We start from the raw sequence: 20549 nt of genomic DNA on the forward strand, positions 1-20549 counted from the left end.
AGTTGTTAATTCTCCCATAATAGTGGAGAATTAAATAACACACTTTTTTGCAGCATCTCGAACCGATGTTCCCTAATTTAAATTAATACCAGAATTTTAGCACTTAAATTATCCTTTTCTATTTCCAATGCCAAAATAGCAACAGTGATTTTTCTATATTTCACAATGGCTTGTTTTTATAAAAATATGTATTAAAACTGATTTCGTTGTCAAACGCTAAAAATTAAAAGCCGATTTTCACTAAGAAAATCGGCTTTTTTTGCTAAATATAAATAAAAGAATATGATATTCGACTTTTAAAATTAAATAATTTCTCTCCGAAGTCTGCTTTTGCATTATATTTTAGAGAACCGAAAAATGGGTTTGGGCCAATCCAATAGTACCAAAAAATAATATCCTTAAAAATAAGAAAAAGTGATAGTTGAAAAGCCAAGGTTTCTATTATAAAATCGAAACCTTAACTTTTCAGCCTGATCACTTTATGGGATAGTGAAAAACTATTTATTAATAGTGTTTTTTTTCTCAATTTTCATATAATCCCTAATTACATCTTCAGAAATCTTGGGATTCGCGCCTTCTTTTCCGGCGACTAAAGCCCCAATTGCACAAGCATAGTTCAATGACTTTTGAGGTGACTTCCCTTTTAGCAGTCTTACTATTAGTGAAGCCAAAAAAGAATCCCCTGCACCAACTGTATCTACAACTTTAATAAAATAACCGCTGTTATAGTAAAACTTTTTATCATAGTACAAAACTGCACCAAATGCCCCTTTAGTAACACATACTTGTTTTGTATTTGTTTTATCAGCAATGAATTTAATATTCTGCTCAAAAGAATTATAAGGGGAATCCAATTTTCTGCTTATTTCAAACAATTCTTCATCGTTAAGCTTGATAAAATCTGCTTTCATCATAAGCTCAATTAAGACGTCAGTTGTATAATAAGGAGCTCTTAAATTAGCATCAAAAACTTTATATTTTGCTTCATCTAATAAAGCATTCAAAGTTGATCTGGATTCTTCATCTCTGCAGATTAAGCTTCCAAAAATAAAAACATCCGAATCAGAAACTTTTTTCTTAATATCTTCATTCAGTGTTATTTTATCCCATGCAGAAGGATATAAAATATCATAGGATGCATTCCCTTTTTCATTAATCATCACATTAACTACTCCAGTTTTATACTCTTCACTAGTTTGAATTATATCGGTATCAACTCCTTTTTCAGATAAAAAAGAAACAATTTCTTCCCCATCGGCATCGGAACCTACTTTACTGATAATCGCTGATTCTGCACCAAACGATTTCATTCTAAGTGCTACATTTAATGGTGCTCCGCCTATTTTCTTATGAGTTGGAAAGACATCCCAAAGCACCTCTCCGTAGGCCACCGCCTTAAGGTTTTTTTCGCTGTTCATTTTTCAATTATTTTGTATTAATGTTATTCGGGCTGTGTAACCTGAAGATTTGTAAACACTGCATTTTGTCCTTCAGACAACAGTCCCCATTTATTTTTATCTCTGCCGTAAATACGGTTTGTTAATGCAATCTTACCGTTTATGTAAAGAACTGCTGTGCTTCCTTCTGTAATTATTTCAACATCATATTTCACATTTGCTTGAAACTGAAAAGGAATTCTTGCCGTTTCCTGAGAAGCTGAATTATACCCCGCAATTTTACTTTGAGCAATATCAAAAACAATTTTGTAATAACTTCCTGTATCATTCGTATGAAAAACAAATCCAGCTGTTCCATTTGTTTTCCCTAATGTAACTTCCGCTTTTATTTTTGCTTTTTTTCCAATAGGCTTAAATGTTATCATGGCTTTTTCTGCTGCACTTGACAAAGTATATGTTCCATTATTTGCATTTGCATTTCCTGATGTTGCATCCACTTCTGTACTGACAGTCTTTTTAGAAAACAAATCTTTTACTGACTGCAGTGCCTGAGTGCCCAAAGTTCCATCAGCATTTTGTACTAACTGATGGGTAACCATATTCCCTGCCCAATCTTTATTCCCTGAATCATTTTCAGGCGTTTTTCTGGCATTCCAGCCAAAAACATATCTATTATTTCCGTCTGAAGCTGTTTTTCCGGCATAAAAATATTCACCGTCAATCATATCATTTTTTGGCGTCAGCCAAGGCCCGTTAATTGATGTTGCCATTCGGTAATGCGTTCCTTTATTGCCGCTCCAGTTTTCTGAAAACATCAAATACCAATAATTTCCCATTTTAAAAATATCAGCACATTCCATCATTAAATAATTTTCTTCAGGGGTTGTGGTGTAAATTGGAGCTTGAACATCCCACTTCCCAGACGCTGGGTCGGCACTTGTGAAATGCAGTAAAACCGCTTTTCTACCAGGTTCCGTCTGCGTGCTTACTAACATCGAATATTTCTTTAATTCATCGTTATAAAACACATGCGGATCTCTAAAATCAAAGTTATAATACCCAGCTGGTGCTGTTAATTTGAAAGAAGGTACTTTTGTCCAATTTTCCAAATCTGAACTAGTAGCGCACAAAACGCTTTCTCTCGCATTTGACTGCAAAAAAGCCGGAGTTCCATTGTGACCAGTGTAATAAAAGTAATAAAGATTACCCACTTTTACAACTGACCCTGTGCCAGTGGCAAAATCAGGATCAGTAGCTTTTCCGAATGGGATCATTTGTCCTTCATAGGTAAAATGAGCCAAATCGGTACTTAAATATTTATGGATATCATGAAAACCCTTGCCCGCAGGTTTATTCTGGGCATCATGAAGGAAATAGATATGGAATTTTCCGTTGTCAAAAAAAGGCATAATATCTCCTGTATAACCTGCGCTGTAATACGGGTCGGTTCCGCCCATCCATTGAGAGGGCGGTGCGGGGTAAATACTTGTCATTTCTGACTCACCTCCTGAGATTGAACCTCCAATATAAGTTTCTTCCTCGCTGCACGAAACTGCCGAAAAGAAAATGGAAGCCAATACTATTATGTTTCTATATTTCATTTTTATTGTTTTCAAATTAAATTAATTTTCAGCTAAATAATTGATGCTGTTTTGCGTCAAAAGTCTGATATTGCCAATAAACTCATTGGCCTGACTTGGCACCCCGCTGCTATTAGCCTCGTTATACCAATCATAAGCTCCCATCGAAATCACGACTGCATTTTTATCGGTTCCTGTATTCGGGAACTCAGCAATAGTAACTCTTCCGTTAAGAGCATTATCCCAGGCTTCACTGGCTAAGTTTGTTCCGCCAGTTTGATTTTTCCAGCCTTCTCCGTTTACGTAGCCTCCCCATTCCGGTAAAAACCACCAGGCAGTGTGATTTAATCTAAAAGTACCGCTTTGCAGTAAATTAGCTTTTCCAGATTCGTAAGTCACCAAACCTGCAAAGATTGGGTGATTCTCATGTCCTACGAATGACATTCCCCATGAATTTCCATCTACAAATCCGTTAGGAGGAAAATCTCCAAAAACATTATTAGGTCCTTTTCCAGAAGGAACAATTCCTAAAGCATCTACATATTGTGAAGCAAATGAAGTTAACAATAGATTCCCTCCATTAGTTCTAAAGCTTTTCAGTGCTGCTGTTACCGCAGGATTGTATGCTGCAGCAGGCAAGTTAGTCGCCGAATCAAAATGCCACCAAATCACATCGATATCACTCAAATCGGCACCCTTTAAAACAGCATCAAATGATATGTATTTAGCTCCTGTGAAATTTTCAAACAGCCAGTTTGAAGCTGTAATTTCATCCATATTTGTTATTTCAGCTCTAGTTGCAGCTGTTCCTAAAAAGGCAACTACTAAACCTTTTACCGGTACACCAACATTAGCAGTATAATTAACGCTTTTTCCATTTGATGTTACCACAAAAGTTACCGGGTTTGTAAAATTAACCGTTGCTCCTGAAGCCGGCGAAATAGAAACTCCATCCGTTAATTCGATTACGGGTTTCAGTGCTGTTAAATTAGTATTTTCGGGCAGAGTCATCGTTATCGTTTTGCTGACATCATTAATTACTGCAGCTATTCCATTAATTTTAAAACTCTTAATTGGACTCAAAACGGTTACGGTTACGGTATAATCTTTAAACAGATTACCATTTATTACCCTAAATTTTACTGGATTTGTAAAATTGGCAGGCGCTGATAAATTAAGATTTGAAGTTGCATCTGCTTCCAAAATAACTTCTGGAATTACATCTGTAATATCAGATCCGTAAGGCATCGTAACGGTAATCTTTCCTGTTTTCTGGTCGATTTCTCCTGCTGTTCCCTTTAGCTTAAAAGAAATAACATTAGAAGGTGAATTGACATCAAAACCCCCATTTTCGAAACTGTCTTCACATGCTGTTACTATGAAAAGCAATGCCAGTATCAAAGACGCCTGCATCCAGATTTTATATATAAATTTTCTCATATTGATGTTTTTAAATGGATTAGTATCCTAAATTTTGTTTGTATAATCCCTGACTGAAATTAATCTGTTTTAACGGAATCGGGCAATACTCTTCTTTATGTGCATCAAAAAAGGCATCTTGATAATAGCTGCGTTTTGTTTTTTCCTTATCAAAAAACGCATTCATAACTTGATCGGTTACACCCCAGCGAACAAGATCAAAAAAGCGGTTTCCTTCCATAGCCAATTCTAAACGGCGTTCCCAGCGCAATGCTTTTCGGGCAAAATCTTTAGTCCAGCTGCAGTTAACTCCGTCAACATAAGTATTGATTTTAAAGTTCTTCACATACGGAAGCCTTCCTGTACTTTGAGACGCTCTCTCTCTAATCTGATTGATTAACGGTAAAGCTTCGGCTTGTCTTCCTAATTCAATCAAAGCTTCAGCACGCATCAAAATCACATCAGCATAACGAATTTGTATTCTGTTTTTTGAATTTCCGTAAAATGGATCAATATTCACAACACAGCTGCAGCTTGGTGCCACATTTTCCTTTAAAGAAGCAAAATAGCCATAAGTTCCCGGAGATCTTACCCATGCTTCAACATATAAAAATTCAGGATCGTATTTGTATGGCAGACCTGGCATTGCAACCGTATGGTACAATCTAGGGTCAACCGTATTGGCATCTATATTTTTATAATCAAAATCCTGATTATTATAAGTGTCAAATTGAGGCAAACCATCAGCACCTGTTTTAAAGGCATTTACTAAGTTTTGACTTGGCTTATGAAAATCACAGCATCCCAACCCTTGAGGAGTAGAAAGAACATCCGAAAAATTTAACCTCCCGTATAAAGTTCCGTCGTTATCTGAAAATTGAATAGAAAAAATGGATTCAGAACCGTTTTCAAAAGTCCCAGGTAAAAAGTTATTAGCAAAATCAGGCTCCAAAGTGGCTTTTCCAATTACTTTATCTGTAGCTGCAATTACTTCTTGAAGATGCTGCGTATTGATTCCTGTAACAGCATAGGTTTCGTCCTGTGTATAAGCCTGATACAAACGGGTTTTGGCTAAGTAAGCATAAGCGGCTTTTTGGGTGGCACGCCCAACTTGTGGCTGTGTTTCCGGCAGATCATTGGCTGCAGCCTGAAAATCTGCTGCAATTTTATTCCAAAGTTCTTCGTTCGGAAGTGCTTTGTTTGAAATCGTTTTATAATCCTCTACAGGAATATCTTCTGTAATGTATGGCACATTTCGGAACATAATTTTCAGCATAAAATAAAAATGTCCTCTTAAAAAACGCATTTCTGCAATACGTGTTTTTTTCAGCGGATAATCCACTTCCGAAATTTGCTCCAAAGCCTTCAAAGCTTTATTAGCTCTGGAAACTCCCACATAACTGATGTACCAAAAAGAATCTAATTCACCAAAATCAGGTCTGATATTATTGGATACTTCAAAAAAGTGAAAATCCTGAATGTCATTAGTACCGCTGCCGCCTTTATAGGCATCATCAGAACGGACATTTCCAAAAGGCCACAAACTGTAAGGGGAATCATAATGATCATTCCCCAATTGTGCGTAGGCAGCATTCATAAATCCTTCTACCGATTCTGGTGTAACAATATCATCCTCAGATAATACGCCGCGCGGGTTAGTTTCCAAAAAATCAGAACAGGAAGAGATGATTCCCATCACTAAAAACCCTGCTATATATATTATTTTTTTCATGTTTTTTCGATTTAATCTTTTATTATAATGTAAAATTAAGCCCAGCTGTAAAAGTCGTTGGCTGCGGATATCCAAATCCTGCATTTTCAGGATCTACGCCAGTGAAATTTTTAGCATCAAAAATTAATAAATTTTGGCCGCTGATGTAAAGTCTAAAGCTTTCGATACTCATCTTTTTCAATACATCTTTTGGCAGACTGTATCCCACTTGCAGCACACGAAGTTTAAGATAGTTTCCGTTTTCTACATAATAAGTAGAAAATCTTGATTCAGCATTTCTGTCTACTGTTGTCAAAGCCGGAATGGTTGAATTTGAATTATCCACAGACCAGGCATTCAGCAAACGGGTTCCTTTGTTAGACCCAACATCATCAACACTCCAAAAATCAGTTTGATATTTTGTGTTATTAATTACATCAACATCACTAGCTCCTTCCCAGAAAGTGCTGAAATCGAAGTTTTTATAAGATAAGTTCAAGTTAAATCCGTATAGCAGACCTGCATTTGGATTCCCTATCCAAGTTCGGTCTTTGTCAGTAATAGTTCCATCACCATTTAAATCTTTGTAGCGGATTCTTCCAAGACCTTTACCATCCTGATTGGCCGAGTTATCCACTTCGTCCTGACTTTTAAACAATCCGTCAGTAACATAACCGTACATAGAGTTAATCGGACGGCCTAAAATATTATCATCGCCACCATTTCCTCCATAATTATTTCTAACTTCATCCGGTAATGCTGTAATCTTGTTTTTGTTTGACGAAACATTAGCAGAAATATCATATTTCAAACCAAATGAAGTTTCATCGCGGTATCCTAAAGTAACTTCCCATCCCTCATTCTCCATTGAAGCTCCATTTACCCAGCGGTTTCCGCCTTCGCCAATTACTCCTAAATAAGGTGGTAAAACCAAAATATCTTCCGTTTTTTTGATGTAATAATCAACAGATCCGCTTAATTTTTGTTTGAATAATCCAAAATCTAAACCGATGTTTGTCTGAGTAGTTGTCTCCCATTTTAAATCATCGTTTCCTGATTGTGTTGCGATAAAACCTGACGGAAGCAAACCGTTTCCGTTTCCTGCAATATCATAAGCAGTTCCAAAAGATGTTGCCCATGTTGGGCTTCCGCCTGCATAACTAGCCAAATAAAGGCTATAAACAGCAGTATTGCTTATTTCTTGATTTCCAGTTTGTCCCCAGCCTGCTCTAAGTTTTAAATCAGAAAAAACAGGAGCATTATTTTTGATAAAATCTTCATTACTGATTCTCCATCCCGCTGAAACCGCAGGAAAAGTTCCGTATTGATTGTTTTTACCAAAACGTGAAGAACCATCTCGACGGATTGTAGCCGAAAGCAAATAACGGTTATCAAACTCATAATCTGCTTTTCCAAAATAAGAAAGCAATGAATATAATGTCGATGTGCCGCTGGTAAACGATTCACCAGTTCCGGCATCAGGATACATATAATCTGGCGTTTCGATCAAAAAGTCATTTTTGCGCAAAGTAGTGTTATCAAAAACATCTTTGTACATCTCTGTTCCTGCCATCAGATTCAAATTGCTTTTTCCAATTTTCCAATTATAAATTGCAGTATTGCTCCATGTCCATTTATCGCTCACCGATTGGTCAATTGTAACCGATGTCTGATTGTTTTGCAAATAACCGGATTGATAGCTTCTTTGCAGCGTGCGTTTTTTATAAGAACCGTAATCGATACCAAAACTGCTCTTGATATGCAGATTTTTGATAATCTCTAAATCTGCATACATATTCCCGAAAAGACGCAGATAATCATATTTATTGTCTTTATTATATTCTAATAGACGAACTGGATTTTGTCTGTCATTCATTCCTCCTACCGGGCCTCCCCATCCTTTTCCGTCAACAGTATGCACTGGAATAATTGGCAGAGCGCGAAGTGCAGGATCTAAAACACCTGGATCTGTAACTTCATTGGTACGATTCAGACTAAAGTTCTCGCCTATTACCAATTTTCCGTCAAAATATTTATAAGAACCGTTCATTCTGGCAGAAATTCTTTCGAAATCTGTTGTTTTTACAACACCTTCATTATCATAATAGCCCAAAGAGAAAACATAATTTCCCTTATCCGAAGCATTGGAAACTGATAAATCATAAGAACTTGCTATTCCTGTCTGTGAAATTTCATCATACCAGTCAGTGTTTGATGATTTCATTGTCTGATTAGCATCTAAATATTCAGGAACCAACACTTTGTTCAATTGCGGCTTATTATTATTAACCGACCAATCAAATTGGTAGCGCAGGTTATTGTTATTTGGATCCAATCCGTCGTTAATATTTGCCTGCCATAAAGCCTGGCCAAATTGATTAGCATTCATCACTTCGAGTTTTCTGGCATAATCAGAAATTGAAGTATAAGTACTGAAATTGATTCTCATTTTGCCTTCTTTCCCTTTTTTGGTTGTAATGATAATCACCCCGTTTGAAGCTCGGGAACCATAAATACTGGCTGAAGAAGCATCTTTCAAAACCTGAATCGTTTCAATATCATTTGGATTCAGTTCATGCATTCCGGATTTAGTCGGCATTCCGTCAATCACATAAAGAGGGTCTGTGTTGTTTAAAGTACCAACACCGCGAATCACCACTTTTGTGTTTGATCCGCTGGGAGAACCATCAGAAGAAATTTTCACCCCTGCAACGCGTCCCTGCAAAGCTTTAATAGGATTCGGTTCGGGCTGCTTCATGACATCTTTCATATTTACAATAGAAACAGCTCCAGTAATATCGGTTTTCTTTTGTTTTGAATATCCTGTTACAACAACTTCATTAAGCTGATTGTTATTTACTCTTAAACTAATGTTCAGTATTTTTTGTCCATTGAGCGTAATCGTTTGCGGAGCAAATCCGATAAATGAAACAACAATTACAGCATCTGATTTTACTTCAGGCAATGAAAATTTTCCATCAAAATCTGTTGATGCACTGGTGCTTGTTCCAGAAATAGTCACAGTCGCTCCTGGAAGAGGCAATCCGTCTTCTGACGAAATCACCGTCCCTTTAATTCCCCCATCCTGTGCTGTCATTATCAGCATCGGAAAGAAGAAAATTAGAAAATAAATAATTTTACTTTTCATGGTTTGTGGTTTTGGTTTTAGTTTATATTTAATTGGTTAATTACGAGATTGCTCAATTCAATTTCTTGGTTTGAAGAAACTGAAAGAGAAGTAAATGGCTGATTTGAGAAAAAGATTTCGGTAATTACTTTTTCGCCATTGTTATAAAAAAGTTCAATTGATGTTTTGTCCAAAACAATTTTAAAAGCAGCATCTTTCTGCTCTCCTTCTAAAGCTGCTTTGGTAACTGTTGAAGCAAATTTTTCAGAGAAATCAGTCTTTCCAGATTTGGAACGATCTGCAAATAAATAATGATCTGAATTATTGATTCCGAAAGTCAAGGATTCTCCAAGTGTATTAGAAAGGATAAAAGTGTAAGTGTCCTGTTTCAGATTTTTTAAATCAAAATTGACAATTGCTTTAGTCAAATCTATCTTTCCAGCCGTTACAAAGTCTAGTTTTCCTTTTCCTTTTAATGATTTTTCTTTAATGGTTTTAGAAATATATTTATCGATTTCTTTTACGGGATTGCTTATCAAGCTGTATGCACTTCCTTTTTTTACTAATTTAATTTCGCGCGCAATAGTAGTGCTTCCTCTCCAAATAAATGTGGGCACTTGCTGTGCGTAATCCCAATTGGACATCCATCCGATGAATAATTTTCTTCCGTCAGAATTTGGAACATTATTCCAAGTCACACCAGCATAATTATCTTTTCCATAATCCAGCCAAACCGCTTTTTCTTGTTCTGTTCTTTTTGCAAAATTAGAGTCTAAAGTAAAAGTGGTGCCGTCAAAATCCCCAATGAAATATTGAGTTCCTGAACCTCCGTTTGCACCGCCTGGATTCAAACTCTGAATTAAAACCCATTTGATTTCATTCGTTCCTTCCACTTTCATCTGAAAAAAATCAGGACATTCCCAAACTCCGCCATGAGCGCCAATATTCTTTCCAAAATCCGACAAATATTCCCAGTTTTTAAGATTCTTGGATTTATAAAGCTGCACTCGGTCTTGTGCTGCAAGAACCATTATCCATTGTTTATGCATTCCATCCCAACTCATTTTAGGATCACGAAAATCACGAATTCCAGGGTTTTTTATGACAGGATTTCCTTCCTCAAATTTCTGCCATGTAAAACCGTTATCGTTCGAATACGCAATATCCTGCTGTTCAAAATCAATCTTGTTGTCTTTTTCCTTTGCCATATCATGCAAAGTATAAATCGCCACAATCGGAGTCATTTTTCCAGTTCCTAAACCTGATGTATTATTTATATCTACTGTTGCACTTCCTGAAAAAATATATTTGTCTTTATCCGGATAAATTGCAATAGGCTGTTCTTCCCATTTAATTAAATCTATGCTAATGGCGTGTCCCCAATGCATTGGTCCCCATTTATTTCCATCAGGATAATATTGATAAAGCAAATGATACTGTCCGTCAGCATAGAACATTCCATTGGGATCGTTCATCCAGCCTTTTTTTGGCGTATAGTGAAAATTTGGGCGGTACAATTGTTCCTCAACAGAAGCTGATACCGAAACAGCAGTTGTTTGTGCAGCAGCCGAATAGGGCTTACAGCTTCCAATGGAGAGCAGTACTGCACTACAAAATGCCAGCGGTAGATGTTTCTTTGATTTCATTTTTTTTGGTATTTTTTTTAGTTAGATTTTCACTTAATACTTCCAGAGAAATTCCTTTGGTTTCCGGCATCATAAAGATTACAAACAGCAACTGAAGCACCATCATCAAAGTAAAAATTAAGAAGACAACTTCAGGGCCGATTTCTGAAAACAGCATCGGGATTAAAGATGGAATAATCGCTGCCAGAACCCAGTGCACTGAACTTCCAAAAGCTTGTCCTGAAGCACGAATGTGATTTGGAAAAATTTCTGAGATGAAAACCCATATAACGGCTCCCTGACCAATAGCATGCGAAGCAATGAATAAGAAAAGGAAAATAGGTACTGATAACCCTCCCCAATTGTAATAAAAAGAAGCAGAGACTAATCCCAACGAAATAATATATCCGACAGAACCAATGTACATTAACAACTTTCTTCCTAATTTGTCAATTAATGCCACACCGATTAAAGTAAATATAAGATTTGTAATCCCGATTCCAATACTGCTCAATAAAGCTGTATTTTGTCCTAAACCTGCTTCTTCAAAAATTCTTGGTGCATAATATAAAAACGCATTAATTCCCGAAAACTGATTAAAAAATGCAATAAAAAAAGCCAGCATTAATGGGAAACGGTATTTTTTCATGAAAATATTTTCATGTTTGGTAACACCATTTTCTCTCGAATCATCCATTATGTCTTTGAGGTCTGCAGACGGATCAATTTTAAACAACACTTTGCGTGCCTCCTCATCCCGATTTTTAGATATTAACCATCTCGGACTTTCCGGAATCGTAAGTATAAAAAGAATATAGATAATCGATGGAATAGCCTGGACTCCAATCATCCAGCGCCAAGCATTTTCTCCTATATCTTTTAAAAAGTAATTGGATATAAAGGCAATTAGGATTCCCAGTACAATATTAAACTGGTACAAAGCTACTAATCGTCCACGTTTGTCTGCTGGAGCAATTTCAGAAACATAAGCCGGAGCAGCAATGGTTGATGCACCAACACCTAAACCTCCTATAAATCTGAAAAATGCAAAAACATAAGGATCATCTGCAAAAGAAGCACCTATGGCCGAAACAAAATATAAAATTCCGATCCACAACAGTGTTTTTTTGCGTCCTATTTTATTAGTTGGAATTCCTCCAAAAATAGCACCTACAACTGTTCCCCATAGTGCCATTGCCATAACAACAGATCCATGAAAAGCATCAGATGATTGCCAAAGAAGCTGTAATTGTTTATCAGCTCCAGAAATAACTACGGTATCAAAACCGAAAAGAAAACCTGCCAGTGCAGCAGTAACAGACCAAAGTAATATCTTGTTCATTGTAGATGTATTAAAAACTTATTGCTAAGATATCCGCAAAAAAAACAACTTATTTTTAATGATGTTACAATTTAATTGTTCAATTACTGAGAGTCTGACAATTATAACTCAAAGCCTTTATCTACAAGGGATTACAGAAATTAAAAAATATTTACGAAAACCTTGTAGTTTCGATTTTGTTACATAAGGTTTAAAATTGATACCTGATTTGCATCAATTTTAAACCAATATCAATTTGAAAATTTATATTCCTTTGGTGAAATTCCAAATTTATTCTTAAAAGCTGTAGAAAAGTAGTTTGGAGAAGAGAATCCAAGTGAGTATGCAATTTCAGAAATATTCATATCATTTGACTTTAAAAGCTCTGCAGCTTTCTCCAATTTTACATTATTAATATGATCACTGATATTAATTCCGATAATCGCTTTTACCTTTCGATATAACTGAACTCTGGAAACACTTAGTTTATCGGCTAAATCTTCAACAGAGAATTTAGGATCATCAACATTCAATTTAATGATATCGTTCATTTTGGTAATGAAAGATTGCTCCTGATTGCCAAATTTTGATTCAGGTTCAATGCGGTAAATATTATTAGTATAGTAATAACGAAGTTTTTCCCTGTTGAAAAGCAAACCGGAGATAGATTGTTTTAAAATCGAAAGGCTAAAAGGTTTCGTAAGATATTGATCCACACCACTCTGTAATCCTTTTAAAACAGATTCCTTGTTGCTTTGTGCCGTTAGAATAATAATTGGAATGTGTGAAGTACGCAGATCTTTCTTCAGTTCTTTGCTAATTTCATAGCCATCTTTATCAACTAAATTAATGTCGCAAATGATGATATCCGGAATAATTTCCATTGCTTTTTCAATAGCATCGCTTCCGTCTGAGGTATGAACTACATATTCGTTAGCTAATTTAGCTTTCAGAAATGTAACCAAATCGATGTTATCTTCAATAACCAAAAGAGAATATTTTTCTGATTCAGAAATTACATGTACCTGTCTACTATCAGATTCTATATCTAAATTATCAGTTATCAAATTCGGAGCAATGCTTATGTTTTCGGCTCTATTTATGATTTCAGACGGCTGCAGATGACTGTTCCCTTTTAATAAAGTAATCACAAACTCACTTCCCTGCTTGGATTTTAATTCAATAGTCCCTTTATGCAAGAGCACGAATTCTTTTGACAAATGAAGTCCGATTCCTGAACTGTTTTTATTATTATTTGAAGCTCTGAAAAATGGATTAAAAACATTAGACAATTCATCTTCAGGGATTCCAATTCCAGAATCCTTAAAACTTATTTTAACTGTTTTACCCTGATTTTCAATAATGAAAATATTTATTTTTCCATTGTCAGGTGTAAATTTAAAGGCGTTGGAAAGCAAATTAAAATAAACTTTATCCATTAATCCTCTGTCAATAAATAACTCCAGATTTTTATTTTTACAAGTAAGCTGAAAATCAATATTCCTGCGGGCAGCTTCACCTTTAAAGTTTCTCATTACTTCGTTTGTAAAATCATAAATTTTGGTATTTGAGGCTCTTAAGGTAAATTTTCGCTCTTCAATTTTCCTAAAATCCAGCAACTGATTTATTAATCGTAACAATCTGTTAGAATTTTTATGGATCAGTTTTATTTCTTCAATAAGAACAGTTCCTTTAATTTTTTCATTTTCAATTAAAGATTCCACATAACTCATAATCAAAGTTATAGGAGTTTTAAATTCGTGCGAAAGTCCGGTAAAAAAATTCAATTTGGCCTCATTGCTTCTCTCGGCAATTTTAGCCATTTCCTGAATTTCATGATTCTGGTCAATTACTGTCTGATTGATTCTTTCAAGCTGTTTTTTCTTTCTTGAAATAGAAATAGTCGAATAAATACTGTAAATAGTCAAACTCAAAATAATCACTAAGAAAAAACTCAACAGCCGAACCAGGTTGTTCTGCGAGGCATATTCTCTTTCCTGTACTTTTATTGCTCCTTGTTGTGACTCAATAACCACTTGCTGCTGATCGACCTTATCCATTTGATTTTCGATAATTTCTGCATTATTCTGGTCGATAATAATGGTATTCAGGATGTTATTTTTGGAAATTGGTTCTTTATTATACATTTTCAACGCCAGTTTCAATGCTTCATTTCCTCCGGTTGGATATAAAATGGTTGCGTCTAAAACCCCGTTTTTTACTAATTCGATACCACCATTAACGGTATTTAATCCATCAACACCAATAAATTTAATTTTCTTTTCTAGTCCTACTGTTTTGGCAGTTTCCCAAGCACTCAATGCCATGCGGTCGTTATGAGCAAAAATGTATTCAACGTCAGGATTTTGTAAAAGAATTGTTTTCAAAGGTGCTTTGACCGACTCCCCTTCCCAATCGCCATGAATGGTATTTCTGACTTTAAAACGCTTGTTTTCATTAATGATCTGGTCAAAACCAAGACTGCGCTCATATGCCGGCGATGAGCCATTTGCTCCGGTAATTTCAATAATTTTACCGGAACCTTTACTGTGCGAAATAATATATCGGGAGGCAATTCTGCCAATTTCAATATTATCGGCTCCAAGATAGGCGGTGTAGTTTTCGCCATCAATTTTTCTGTCTACCACAAGAACCGGGATTCCTGCTTTTAATGATTTTTCGACAACTGCCGTCAAGGGTTTTGATTGAATCGGAGATACAATTATAATATCGGCTTTGTTCGCTATAAACCTTTCGATATCCTCTATTTGTTTCTCGATATTATTGTTGGCATCGCTAATTTTTAAATCGACTCCAGGCCGTAAAGAAGCTTCAATTTTCATGGAATTGTTCATCTGTTTACGCCAGTCATCAGTTGTCATAGCTTGAGAAAAACCAACTTCGATTTTGTCTCCTTGTTTTTCTTTACAGGAAACCAAACTTAATGATGCTAAAAAAAGCAGCAAAATATATTTTACAAATTGATACATGAAATTATGAGTTTATGTAAATAAAAATGAATTCTTAAAAATACCTTCTCGAACCAGCAACTTGTCTAAATAATTAGGAAGGATTATTTTGTAATGACAAGTAAGAAGGAAATATGTGATTTAAAAAGTAAAATTAAGCTTTTATTTTATGTATCCAAACGTGGAAATGAATTATCTGTAAACCCGTTGTGGGGGTAAATTGTTTGATTTTTAAAAAGCTTGTTTATGACATAACTCTTAATAAAGGATCAACATCTGTATTAATAGTAGAAAGAGGCAATGATCGTATTGTAACTGTCTTTATTTTATTTGTATTTCCAGATATGATATTTATTGCCTTACTTAACAAAACTTCTGATGGGTTACCCAACGGAAATACTTCAGGTTGTAGAAGTTCATTAGCATTGACAGTTGGATTTATCCCTTTAGAATAACTACCTCCATATCTTGCATTGAACAATTTATAGATTGAAAGATATAATATCCAGCCTTTGCGTCCCGCAATTCGATCATCCTCTATTGGAAAACCTGTGGTGATGACATTTAAGGTTTGAGGTTATTGATAATAAGTTCAGAGGATGATGCTGTTCGATTTCCACACAATACATATACTCTGTTAATTGAAGAGTGTGCATTCTGTAAAGCATCAAAGCTTATTTGAGATTCATTGCTTTCTAATGCCTGCCTGAAGGACTGATCTACATTTCCTCCATTGCTATTCCCTTCAAATTTTATAAATAGGTCACTGGATCGAATGTTTGGAGCTAACACAATACTATGCCATTGTTGATGCGATATCTCTTTCTCCTCTACAATAAACACTTCAATTCTGCCATTATCAGGAGTAAACTTAAAACTGTTAGACAATAAATTATAATATTTTGATCTATATATAATACCTCTAAGCCTTTATTATTTGTAGAAAAATAAAATTTTATATTTCTCCTTAAAGCCTCTCTTTCAAACTCTTTAACTATTTTTTTTTAAAAAATTATAAAGATTTATTTTTACTTGTTTTATAGTAAAATTTTTACTTTTTATTTTTCTAAAATCGAGTAATTGATTTATTAAACGAAGTAATCTTTTTAGAATTATTATACATTAAATCTAAATCTTTTTTTACAGCATTATTTTTATTTTGAAATTCATGGGAAAGTCATGTGAAAAAATTAATTTTAGCTTCATTACTGATTTTTAATTTATTTGCGTATAATTCGATTTCATCTTTTTGGTTTCCAATTTTAATGTTTGTTTTTTCTAATTCTTTCTTTTTACTGCGCAGTTTTATACCCGAATAAATACTAAACGCAGCCAGACCTAAGATTAATAAACTAAAATTAAGTTTCCTTTTCCAACCTTTTATTATAATTATCAATAAGTAAAGAAGCTCCATTTGCAGATGATAATTCTTCTAAACTTGTTTCACAAAGAGCATCTATTCTGCACATTTGATCTAGATTTGATTGTAACTTTCCGCGAGTTTTATCAAAAATAGAAATATTTTCAATTGCATTTTTAATTATTTTAATTAATTGTTTAAAGTCTCCTTGAGATAATTTATTGTCTAATAAATAATTTTCTAACCTTGCTCCTTGCCTATATTTAGGATACTCTTCAAGTCCCATAAATATTAACATCCATGATTTATTGTAATGTCCAATAGTTTTTACAATTCCTATATAATCTGCAATTAACTCATCGTGCAGGTTATTTGATGCTACCCCGAATTTTTTAAGAGTGTATAGATGTGTACATTCGTGTTCTTCTCTTATCGAAATGGAATAGGATAACCATAAACTTTTATTCAAACCCAATTGCTTTGCCGCTACATTACTATAGGGTTTTGTGCTTAGAATAATTAATTTATCTTTATATAAGCTCTTATTTGGCAAAACATTACAAGAAAACTCTTTGACCCAATTTTCAGAAGTGTTAGTTGTTAACCAATCGTTTTTTAAAATCATTAATCTCTCCCAGTTATTGATTCCATTGATTAATACTGCACCCATAGATTGCGGAACATGTTTGGGGTTGTTTTTATATAATAGTGATTGTATAATTGTTGTGAAGTCTTCTTTATTTGGGACCGTTACTATTGGTATTTTACCTGCAATACTTTTATGAATTTTAAAAGCTATATTTTTAGGATCGCTTAGCTTTAGTGAAAAAGGTAAATTTATATTTTCTGTTTTTCCCCTTAAAACTATATTTTTATAAAATTCTGTTTTTTCGATGCCAATTTCTATTGGAAAATTTAATTGAAGATAGCATTTTTTTAATTCATTAAATAATAATTTATCCGCAGTAATTTTTTTTGCAAAATCTTCCCAGTATTTAATACCTATTTCATTTTCGAAAGGTGGTATTGTTTTTTTTGATTTAAAATTATTTGATAAGTAGGTTTTGAGTTCCTCAGAAAGATCAATATTAATGAGATGTTCTTCTTTTTTTAAAGGAGATGATTGATTTACCATTGTTAGGCAATTTGACGTTTAGCAAGTTCTGTAAACAAACCTTCCATTTGAATTAGCTCATCATAAGTTCCTGATTCTTTGATTTCTCCTTTTTCCAAAACAAAAATACGGTCAGCATTTTTTATAGTACTCAACCTATGTGCAATAACTATGCGGGTAGCTTGAAGTTTATCTAAACTTTCTGCAACAATATTTTGAGTTTTATTATCAAGAGCGCTTGTTGCCTCATCCATAAATAATAATCTGGGTTTATGAACAATTGCTCTGGCAATCATTAATCTTTGTCTTTGACCTCCTGAAAATGTACCTGCTCCTTCACTAATAAATGTATGCATTTCCATTGGCATATTCTTTATGTCATCTTCCATACCAGCCATACGTGCTGCGGCCCAAGCATCTTCTAATGTTAATTCTGAATTACCAACAATATTTTGATAAATACTACCTGACATAAGCGTTCCATTTTGCAACACTACACCTATTTGTCGCCTTGTAAGTTCCTTATTCATTGCGTCAAATGTATTACCATCATAGAATATAGAACCTAACTCAGGGTGTTCAAAGCCTAAAAGAAGTCTCATAATTGTTGATTTCCCAGAGCCAGACGCGCCTACAAACGCAACCATTTCACCCGGTTTTATTTTAAATGTAACATTTTTTAAAATTAGCGGCTGATCTTCATAATATCTAAAAGATATAGAATTCAGTTCAATTTCACCCATTAATTCTCCTGGATCAATGCTTTCTTCAATCGATTCTGGTTTTTCTTCTAAAATTGGCCTTACTCTTTCGTACAAAGGAATAACGCTAAGTGAAGAAATAAATGCCATACTTAATCTTAAACTATCATTTAAAAATTTATTAAAGGAAATGATAAAAGCCATAAATGATCCTACAGATAACATTCCAGAATTTTGAGAATTTAAAACTGTATAATATATAAATGAAAAAAATAATATACTTGTAAAAAGAGGATAAGAGCTATTAAAAACTTCTACAAAGTTTTGATAACTCCCCGAACTAAATCCTAATTTTTTTAATTTTGAAAACTTATCACCCCATAAAGAAAAAATTCTTTTTTCACCTCCGGTTATTCTTATTTTACTAATTCCAGATAAAAATTCGAAAAGGAAACCTTGAATTTCTCCTTCGTATTTAGACACCTCTCGATCATACTTCAATTTTAGCCAGCCCATTAAAACCATAAAAGCAATAGCAATTAAAACAAGTCCAACTCCTACCCATGCTAAACTCGAATCATAATAAAAGAGAAGTAATAAATTAACAAATGAGAATGCCCCACTAAGTACTACCGTCATAAGTGTATTAGAAAGGATTTGTCTAATTGAATTAATACTTAAAACTCTATTTGTGAGATCACCAGCAGTATATTTTTTATAAAAAGTTACAGGTAAGCGAAGTATATAATCCATCACTCCGGCTTGTAGGTTAATACTTGATTTTGACTCTACTCTCATTTGTAGGACTCCTTGAGTAAGTTGCAGTCCGGCAGATACCAAACCTATAATTATCATAATCGTAAAGATTTCTAAATGTATGGATTTATCTGCAGTTGGTATTACATCATCATATATCATCCCAGATAATACAGGAATTAATAAACCAATTAGACTTCCGACTAAAGAAGCAATTAATAATAGTTTCGCGTCTTTTTTCACACCATTCATAGCGAAACTTAATACTTTTTTTATGGAATCCATTTTTATATCAAATCCAGAAAAAAACATATAACCTATAGGATTTAAAGATTCGGCTATTTCATTATTAACAACAGTTTCAGTTCCTTTTGAAAGATTTTTGATTATGTAAGTTGTAGAATTTTGCTGTATAAGAGCAACAGGCTCATCAGACTCTTTTATAAATGCTAATAAATGCCCATTTTCATCTTTCCACCACACATCTCTCAAAATAATTTTTCGTATTCTTACTTTAGAACTTTGAGCAATAGCATATAGCAGATTGTTTGCGTTATGTATATCTGACTCAAAATGTTTTGGCTCTTCACATTTAAAGCCAGCATGTTCTCCAATTAATTGACATGTTAAATACAGTATGTTTTGCTTTTTATTATTCGTGCGATGTAATTTTTTTTTACTACCCGTAACTATAGATTTTATTTTTTCTAAAGTGTTTTTTAATTCTTCTTCCTGATGAATTAATTTATCATTTAGGTTATTGTTTTCGAACAAACTATTGATCTCAATATTTTTGCAAAGCTGATTGTAAAAATAAGCTTGTAATTTTTCTAAGGAAATTAAAAAATTAATTTCATCTTCTAAAACTTCTCTGGTACTTATCAATTTTAATTCAGAAAATTCAGACATTGATTTAACCCATAACTTATTACAAACAGGAATTGGAAATTTAAGGGTATCGTCAGAGTTAATTGTTTCCTGTTCTGAGAAAACGGAAAGTTGTCCATGAATTAAACTTACCCAATTTATTCCCTGAGAAGGGTATGCTATAGTGTTTTGATTTAAAATAAAATCATTATAGTTCTCTAACGTGCTGTAAGATTTTGGAGCATTACTTGAATTAATTTTAAATGAAGTTTTTAATATCCATTTATCAATCATACCTTTTAGAAAGAAATGATCTATAGTAATGAGTTCGTGTTTATTTATAGATAGTAAATTAGCTTCGTTAGAAAAAACAATTAAACGAATATCATCCTTACAGTCAGGAGATAGTAAACTAAATAATAAGTCCCCTTTTTTTGCAGAGTAAAGATATTTTAACGCGCATAAATATTCTCCTTTTTCATCAACTCTAACATAAAACACATTAACTTCACCAGAAACCACCATCCAAAATTTGTCTGAACTATTTAGTATCAATGGTTCTTCAACTCCTATACCTATTTTATCTTTCGTTGACATATTTT

General features: G+C 34.0%; 11 protein-coding genes. All 11 read right to left on the bottom strand.

The window, feature by feature from the left end; genetic code table 11:
* Positions 1-497: 497 nt before the first annotated feature.
* The 11 genes from CLU83_RS06235 to CLU83_RS06290 all read right to left on the bottom strand — a co-directional run bounded on the left by CLU83_RS06235 (position 498) and on the right by CLU83_RS06290 (position 20544).
* Positions 498-1418, bottom strand: a complete 921-nt coding sequence (locus CLU83_RS06235) for a carbohydrate kinase family protein (RefSeq protein ID WP_100430809.1) — start codon at positions 1416-1418, stop codon at positions 498-500.
* Positions 1419-1441: 23 nt separating this feature from the next.
* Complete coding sequence (locus CLU83_RS06240; protein WP_100430810.1) at positions 1442-2998, bottom strand: glycoside hydrolase family 32 protein; 1557 nt, start codon at positions 2996-2998, stop codon at positions 1442-1444.
* A gap of 21 nt (positions 2999-3019) precedes the next feature.
* Positions 3020-4417 (bottom strand): DUF4960 domain-containing protein, encoded by a 1398-nt coding sequence (locus tag CLU83_RS06245; protein WP_100430811.1) that lies wholly within the window; start codon positions 4415-4417, stop codon positions 3020-3022.
* A 19-nt stretch (positions 4418-4436) separates the two neighbouring features.
* Complete coding sequence (locus CLU83_RS06250) at positions 4437-6128, bottom strand: RagB/SusD family nutrient uptake outer membrane protein (protein ID WP_100430812.1); 1692 nt, start codon at positions 6126-6128, stop codon at positions 4437-4439.
* 22 nt (positions 6129-6150) lie between these two features.
* Positions 6151-9255, bottom strand: coding sequence for a TonB-dependent receptor (locus tag CLU83_RS06255; protein ID WP_100430813.1), 3105 nt, complete (start codon positions 9253-9255; stop codon positions 6151-6153).
* Between the two features lie 17 nt (positions 9256-9272).
* Positions 9273-10880: a glycoside hydrolase family 32 protein gene (locus tag CLU83_RS06260; protein WP_100430814.1), complete on the bottom strand. Its 1608-nt coding sequence runs from the start codon at positions 10878-10880 to the stop codon at positions 9273-9275.
* The gene (locus CLU83_RS06265; RefSeq protein WP_100430815.1) at positions 10843-12201 is read right to left on the bottom strand and encodes a sugar porter family MFS transporter; all 1359 of its coding nucleotides are present in this window, start codon (positions 12199-12201) and stop codon (positions 10843-10845) included. The genes CLU83_RS06260 and CLU83_RS06265 overlap by 38 nt, the downstream gene beginning before the upstream one ends.
* Before the next feature lie 230 nt (positions 12202-12431).
* The gene (locus CLU83_RS06270; protein ID WP_100430816.1) at positions 12432-15170 is read right to left on the bottom strand and encodes a substrate-binding domain-containing protein; all 2739 of its coding nucleotides are present in this window, start codon (positions 15168-15170) and stop codon (positions 12432-12434) included.
* A gap of 543 nt (positions 15171-15713) precedes the next feature.
* The gene (locus tag CLU83_RS22250; protein WP_198512259.1) at positions 15714-16037 is read right to left on the bottom strand and encodes a hypothetical protein; all 324 of its coding nucleotides are present in this window, start codon (positions 16035-16037) and stop codon (positions 15714-15716) included.
* Positions 16038-16507: 470 nt separating this feature from the next.
* Positions 16508-17644 carry a hypothetical protein gene (locus tag CLU83_RS06285; RefSeq protein ID WP_100430818.1) on the bottom strand — a complete coding sequence of 379 codons (1137 nt, stop codon included), beginning with the start codon at positions 17642-17644 and terminating at the stop codon, positions 16508-16510.
* Positions 17645-17646: 2 nt separating this feature from the next.
* Positions 17647-20544 carry an NHLP bacteriocin export ABC transporter permease/ATPase subunit gene (locus CLU83_RS06290; protein ID WP_100430819.1) on the bottom strand — a complete coding sequence of 966 codons (2898 nt, stop codon included), beginning with the start codon at positions 20542-20544 and terminating at the stop codon, positions 17647-17649.
* Positions 20545-20549 lie beyond the last annotated feature (5 nt).

The sequence above is a fragment of the Flavobacterium sp. 1 genome, from assembly GCF_002797935.1.
Lineage (GTDB): Bacteria > Bacteroidota > Bacteroidia > Flavobacteriales > Flavobacteriaceae > Flavobacterium.